8 protein-coding genes are annotated in these 6,246 nt (G+C 41.2%); 2 read left to right on the forward strand and 6 right to left on the reverse strand.

Annotation, left to right across the window (positions count from 1 at the left end):
- Together ACUVXA_RS14385 and ACUVXA_RS14390 are read left to right on the forward strand one after the other, a co-directional pair.
- Window positions 1-181, forward strand: a 181-nt coding sequence (locus tag ACUVXA_RS14385) for a hypothetical protein (protein WP_445871971.1), incomplete at its 5' end; no start/stop codon positions are given.
- Window positions 182-436: 255 nt separating this feature from the next.
- Window positions 437-1,021, forward strand: a complete 585-nt coding sequence (locus ACUVXA_RS14390) for a 5-formyltetrahydrofolate cyclo-ligase (protein WP_445871972.1) — start codon at window positions 437-439, stop codon at window positions 1,019-1,021.
- Between the two features lie 107 nt (window positions 1,022-1,128).
- On the opposite strand, the gene ACUVXA_RS14395 is transcribed toward ACUVXA_RS14390, so the two are convergent.
- From ACUVXA_RS14395 to ACUVXA_RS14420, 6 genes are all read right to left on the reverse strand, one after another.
- Window positions 1,129-2,250 carry an ABC transporter ATP-binding protein gene (locus ACUVXA_RS14395; RefSeq protein WP_445871973.1) on the reverse strand — a complete coding sequence of 374 codons (1,122 nt, stop codon included), beginning with the start codon at window positions 2,248-2,250 and terminating at the stop codon, window positions 1,129-1,131.
- A gap of 8 nt (window positions 2,251-2,258) precedes the next feature.
- A complete protein-coding gene (locus tag ACUVXA_RS14400) occupies window positions 2,259-3,155 on the reverse strand; it encodes an ABC transporter permease (RefSeq protein WP_445871974.1) in 897 nt (298 codons plus the stop codon).
- Window positions 3,156-3,203: 48 nt separating this feature from the next.
- The gene (locus ACUVXA_RS14405; protein ID WP_445871975.1) at window positions 3,204-4,292 is read right to left on the reverse strand and encodes an extracellular solute-binding protein; all 1,089 of its coding nucleotides are present in this window, start codon (window positions 4,290-4,292) and stop codon (window positions 3,204-3,206) included.
- Window positions 4,293-4,559: 267 nt separating this feature from the next.
- On the reverse strand, window positions 4,560-4,835 hold the full coding sequence (locus ACUVXA_RS14410) for a hypothetical protein (protein WP_445871978.1): 276 nt from the start codon (window positions 4,833-4,835) through the stop codon (window positions 4,560-4,562).
- A 31-nt stretch (window positions 4,836-4,866) separates the two neighbouring features.
- Window positions 4,867-5,373, reverse strand: coding sequence for an aminotransferase class III-fold pyridoxal phosphate-dependent enzyme (locus ACUVXA_RS14415; RefSeq protein WP_445871976.1), 507 nt, complete (start codon window positions 5,371-5,373; stop codon window positions 4,867-4,869).
- A gap of 187 nt (window positions 5,374-5,560) precedes the next feature.
- Window positions 5,561-6,013, reverse strand: a complete 453-nt coding sequence (locus tag ACUVXA_RS14420) for a flavodoxin family protein (RefSeq protein ID WP_445871977.1) — start codon at window positions 6,011-6,013, stop codon at window positions 5,561-5,563.
- Window positions 6,014-6,246 lie beyond the last annotated feature (233 nt).

Raw genomic sequence — 6,246 nt, forward strand, 5'->3', positions numbered from 1 at the left:
CCCCGCAAAACGACGGCGGAACGGCGACATCCAGCCAGCGATTGCGGGTGGGTACATCCTGACCGGGGCGAAGCAGAAGGCAGCCAATGAACCCGTGAGGCCGCTGTGTGAAGCGGTGAAGCCCCAGACTTACATCGCCTACGACAGGTATGCTGACACATACCTACGAAGACCCATGTAAGTTGAAACCCGTTTAATATCACTTAAAAGAAAAAAATTAGGGAAAAACAGGTAGCAACAAAACACGCTAACAAAACAGGTTTAAAATTGTAGAGTTAATATTTTTTATAATATTTTACTGACATTTTTTGATTTTTCTTTTTTTAAACAATATTGCTTTCCGATCAATATTCCGGACAAACAGGCTAATATCATATAAAAGCTGACTTCAATAATATTAACAAAGCAGTTGAAGTGTTTTGGAGGATTTCTCTAAATGTGGAAAAGTAAGATGGAACTCAGAGACTACGTATGGAACCTTATTATTAAAAAGAAAGTAGCCGCCTTTCCTTATCCACCACATGGTAGGATACCGAATTTCGTAGGTGCGGTAGAGGCAAGTAAGCAAATTAGAAAACTAGATGAGTACAGAAAAGCAGAGTGTATCTTCTCCCCGCCGGATGGAGTTCTTATACCCCTCAGACGCTTAGTTCTGGCAGACGGTAAGATTTTAGCTTACTCTACTCCTCATATGAAGAGTTTTAAAATGATGAAACCGGGAACTCGCGCAAATGTGACCATTAGGGATCTAATCAGGAGTGGTGAACTTTTAACCAGAAGAGTGGATATAGCGGTGGTAGGAAGTGTAGCAGTTGATTTGAAGGGTAACCGTATAGGAAAGGGTTCAGGCTATGGTGATAAAGAGCTAGCTTATTTAAAAGATAGAAATCCAAATATCTTGTCTGGAACTCTGGTTCACTCCCTACAGGTTTTCGAAGACTTCTCTCAACTCGCACAGGAACACGATATTCCCGTAGACTTCGTACTAACTGAGAAAGAGATCATAATAATTTCTTCTTAAAAAATTCTTTATATGCTTTGAAACAGCACTGCTTAGAACTGGGAAAACTATTGCTGAAAAAATGTAATGTATGCTCTTGTAAAAGCATTCCTTCTGTCTAACAATTTTCATTTAATAATGTGAACTGCTGAAGATTTAAACACCACATACAAATTTGATCCTTGGCTGATTCCGAATTCTTCTAGCGAAATTCTTGAAATTAAACACTTTACGGGTACCCCATTTACGTTTATTTCTAGCTTAAAGAGAGAGCCGTGATGTGAAATATTGGATACCTTTCCTTCTAAGACGTTACGTGCACTTGTTACTGGTTTCGTCTTGGCGATAATAATGTCTTCAGGTCTTACCATCAATTTCACCTCTTGATTTATCTGCAGGTTTGAGTCAAACGGAGTGCTAATTCTGACGTCACCCACAATTACCTCTGAGAGTCCCTCGTGGGGACGGTTCTCCAAGACTCTACCCTCAAGGATGTTTTCGGCCTCGGTGAAAGAAGCAACAAATTCGGTTTCAGGCTTGTAAAAGATGTCCTCTGGCTTTCCTATCTGCTCTATTTTACCTTCATGTATTATGGCCACGCGGTTAGCTAGGGCTCTAGCCTCATATTGGTCGTGGGTTACGTAGATAGTGGTCAGATCATACTCCTTCTGGATTCTCAAAATTTCGCTTCTCACACTCTTTCTAACGTTGACATCCAAGTTGCTCAGAGGCTCATCAAAAAGCAGAAGCTTGGGCTGAACGACCAAGGCTCTGGCAAGCGCCACCCTTTGCTTCTCCCCACCACTCAAGGTTTCTGGCTTGCGATACCTTACCTGATATAAATCTAACTTTTTCAAAATCTCTTTGACACGCTCAACTATTATTTCTTTTTTTATTTTACGCGTTAATAAACCGTAAGCGATATTGTCCGCCACGTTCAGGTGTGGAAAAAGAGAGAAGTCTTGAAAAACCAAGCAAACCTCCCTCTTATTTGGAGGAAGATTATCTATACATTCTCCATCCAAGTATAAGTGTCCCGAATCCTGTGGGATTAGACCACAAATTATGTTTAGAAGGGTGCTTTTTCCACAGCCGGTGGAACCCAGTATGACCAGTAACTCGCCCTTTTCCACCTCAAAACTTATTTCTCTCAAAACCGGGTTTTCCCTCTTTAAACCACAAAGCCTCTCTCTCAAGTTTACTGGTTCTCTGAAGGTTTTACTTATTCCTTCTATCTTTAAGAACGCCATTTTTTAATTCAGCCCCTACCCATTAGTATGCGGACAGAGACCAAAACCACAAACGCAATAATTAACAAAACAACTGCGGCTGAAATACTCTGGAATAGTCCACCAGCCCAAAACTGCCAGTAGATAGCGGTTGTGAGGGTGTAGCTCTGACCCGGCACATTGTTGGAAACCATTATCGTCGCTCCGAATTCTCCCATCGCCCGGGCCCACATCATTGCCCAACCTGCAAAAACCCCTCTTCCCGAAAGAGGTAGTGTAATGGTGTAAAAGGTTCTAATCGGAGACGCACCCAAGTTTTTAGCCGCAAGTTCAAGATTTTTGGGAACCCCCGAAAAGGCTGTGGAAGCAGATCTTATGAAAAATGGAGCAGAAACAAAAATTTGCGCCAAGATGATGGCCCTCCACGTAAAAATTATCTCAATGCCATTATTGTTAAGGAAGCTCCCCAGAGGCGTATTAGGACCCAGGAACAAAATGAGACTGATTCCTGCAACTGTAGGGGGAAGAACCATAGGCAAATCCACTGCAGTATCAAGAACATTCTTACCCCAAAAATTGTATCTAGACAGAATATAAGCCAAAGGCATACCAAAAGCGATACACACAACACTCGAAAAAGCCGTGGTGATCAAACTCACCTGAATCGCACTAACGATGATATCACTCTGCAACGAATTGATAATCGGGTTCCCCACCATGCTCATAAACTCCTTAAAAGCCTCCACCGGACCCAAACTTAAATAAATATTATAAACTCTCTGGAAAAAAGCCGGGTCAGCATAAAATGGATTTATCGTAGAATACACTAGAGCTCCTAAAGGCGATAAGAAAAAAATTATGAAAAAAGTTATCCCCGAAACAAAAATAGCGACGGTGTAAATACTCAGCTTACTCCAACTAACCATTGATGTCACCCTCTAACTTTTTTTCCACATTCCTTAAATTGGGTTTGATTAGTAGGTACAGAGACTTAATATTTGACTAGGAATTTTTGCAATATTGCCCTCCGCCACTGGTGGATTAACTGGTGGCTGTCCACCATTAGCCAGTATAGCCTGTCCCTCAGGTGATAACATGAACCTCAGAAACTCAATAGCCCAGTAAACATTTTTGACGGTGTTCGGAATCGATGCAGCGTACTTAATAGCCGAGCCCCAGTAGGTTTTTGCAGGAGTAGTAATTGACCACAAAGAATACCAGTCATCGTATTCCGGTGACGCATCACCTAGACTAACATTAGCTGGAAGTTCAATATATGGTAAACCAAACTGAATCGCAAGACTAAGATAAGTGAACCCCGCATCGTACTGCCCTGCCTGCAAGGGTCCCATTATATCAGACTCCTTAGCCGCCACCACCACATTTGGACAACCGGGATTCGTCACATAATTTAGTACGCCGCCTAGGGGATAATTAGGATATTCATCTGAATGATCTGGATAGTAGGTGTCGCTTATGTTTAGAGCAATAAGTGTTCGATAACCACACGGGTCGGCGTCGGGGTTAGCTCGCGCCCATTTACCTTGCCCTGCGGTTAGGATTGTGTACCAGTTGGTGTCTGTTATTAATTGGCCCACTGTGGTCGTTGGATTGTAGGCGATGACGATTTGGTTTCTTACAAAGTCTACCCACCAATCGGCATAATTTATGGAGGGATTCGACGGTAAGGGAACCAGATACAGGTTGTTTTTGATTACCTTGAAATCGGAAACAAATATTATATCGCACTGCATGCCCTGTTTTAGAAGGTTAATGCACTCCAGCGACCCGTGGGCGGAAATGAAAATAGTAATTCCAGGATGTTTTGCCTCAAACTGCTGGGCCGCTTTGGTCAAAACCTTGGATAAGCTTCCTGCACAGAGAATGTTAACGTTCCCCGTTGGCAAACCAAACCAGCTCAAAACATTTTGTTGCTGCTGTTCTCTCTGTGGAACGTACCATCCGTAGTATAGAGCAGTACCTCCCAGTATTATACCAGTGATTAAAATTACGGCTAGAATTTTTACGCCGACTCCTCTGGACAGTTTTAAATCGTCGCTCATGTTTATTCCCTAAATTTTTCCGGTATCAGAGTGGTCTACTTAAAAGAGAAGAAGACCTTTGGAAGTATCAGACTTTTCAAGTTTTAATTTCCTATCAATTCGATATGTATTATTATACATATCGTTTAGGCGAAGTTGTATAAAAATATTTTCATAAAAAAAATTCGAGACCAGCTGTTCTTAGGTTCGTAGGATTTTTCACCCGTATAAGGGCTTTCCCACTTTTCCACTTTTCCGCAAAAACCTAAGAAATGCTGGACCCATTTATTACTTTTCGATTTTCTCCAATTCTTTTATAACGGATTCAACCTTCTCTACGGTTAAATCTAATTTTTCGGCGATTTTCTCAAGTTTCTCCACGTCTACTTCAATTCTCCTCTGCTCGTGCAGCTTAACACGTCTTAGAGGTTGGTATGGCTGGTCATTAATATTTAGTGATAATATGTCCCACCGAGTATAGTGGCCTACAGCGTCAAAGACGATTTTTGTTATTGCTCTGGTTGACATGTCAATATCTGCATAAAGGATGGTTTCCTTTCTCAACTCTGGACCTGCGAGATAGTTGCCCAAAGGGTCAACTATAAAGCTTCCACCAACGCTGTCCCAGCACGTCTTCTCTTGGTGGAGGAACATGGATGAAGCCGGGTAATAACGGGTCAAAGTCCATTTTATAATTAAGAACGCCACTCGCACTCAAAGCAGCAGCCGTGTTTCCATGATAACCGCCCCATCTTGTGACGATTTTGAATTTCTTTGTGCATCTTCTGGCTATTTTTAGAGCCATTTCATTAGCTTCAGAACCTCCACTAATCATAAGGGATTTACTCAAACCCTTTGGTGCTATCTCTGCTAGTACCCTCATTAGCTTAGCGGAGGAAGGATTTAATGCCAAACCAATTAGGCCAGCTGTTGCCTCTAGCTGCTTTTCAATAAATTCTATAACTTCACGATTTCCATAGCCTATATTAACACAGGTGGTTCCCGCTAAGAAATCCAGAAATTCATTTCCATGAGCATCGACAAGCGTGATGCCCTCCGCTTTAGTGATTACCGCAGGTATATTTTCATGTGTATGAACCAAAATTTTTATCCCACTCTAAGAGCTTAACTGCGTCACCTGTTGCTAGTATTTGATTTATTTTTTCGCTCAGGGAACCCCAAAAGAATCACCTTCTCTCGAGTTAAACTTCAAATTCCTTTTCAATTCACGCTTTAAAATTAAAAGTGTAGCCTAATCCTATTGAAATAATTATAATAAACTCATTCAGTTATATTAACTTTACAATCTCACCTGCAATCTGTTTAAACTTATCCTCTGTGCCCTCTTCAAGTGGCCCCTCACTTCCCAAAACAATAGCCGAGGAACTTGATCTGGCAATGTTCATTCGGAGCTTCTTCAACTCTTTTTCGATTTTTTTAGCCGCACTTCCGGCAATTCGAATCTTCATTCTGGTATCAAAGGCAAAAGCCTTTTTACCCTTAACCTCCTCCACGTTTTTCAGTTTTTTTAGAAAGCCTTTCATCGGTTTAGATATTCCGAATGCATGTGTTGGACCACCTATCGCCAACAAATCATATTCTTTTAATCTGTTAATATCGACTTTTCCTACACCGATACTATCAGCCTGAACTCCCTGTTCACTCATTCCAGATGCTAATGCCTTCGCCACCTTCTCAGTATTACCATATATCGTATCATAGATTACTATTGCCTTTTTCATTTCATATCCTCCATAAACATATTCCCCTGATTAAACTAAGTTATAAAATGTAACCTCCCAATAAATTTTTTCCGATTAATTAGTGCATTAATTTTCTACTGGAGTGGTACTGCTTGCGAAGGTGACTGGGGCGGTTGCTATTCCTTTTCTTGGTCTAGTAAGAAGTTAAAATTCGTAGTTTCCATTTTTTACCGTATACGGGAAGTATATGCTTGTATTTTGCTCAACAAGTT

The organism is Candidatus Jordarchaeum sp., from assembly GCF_052745115.1.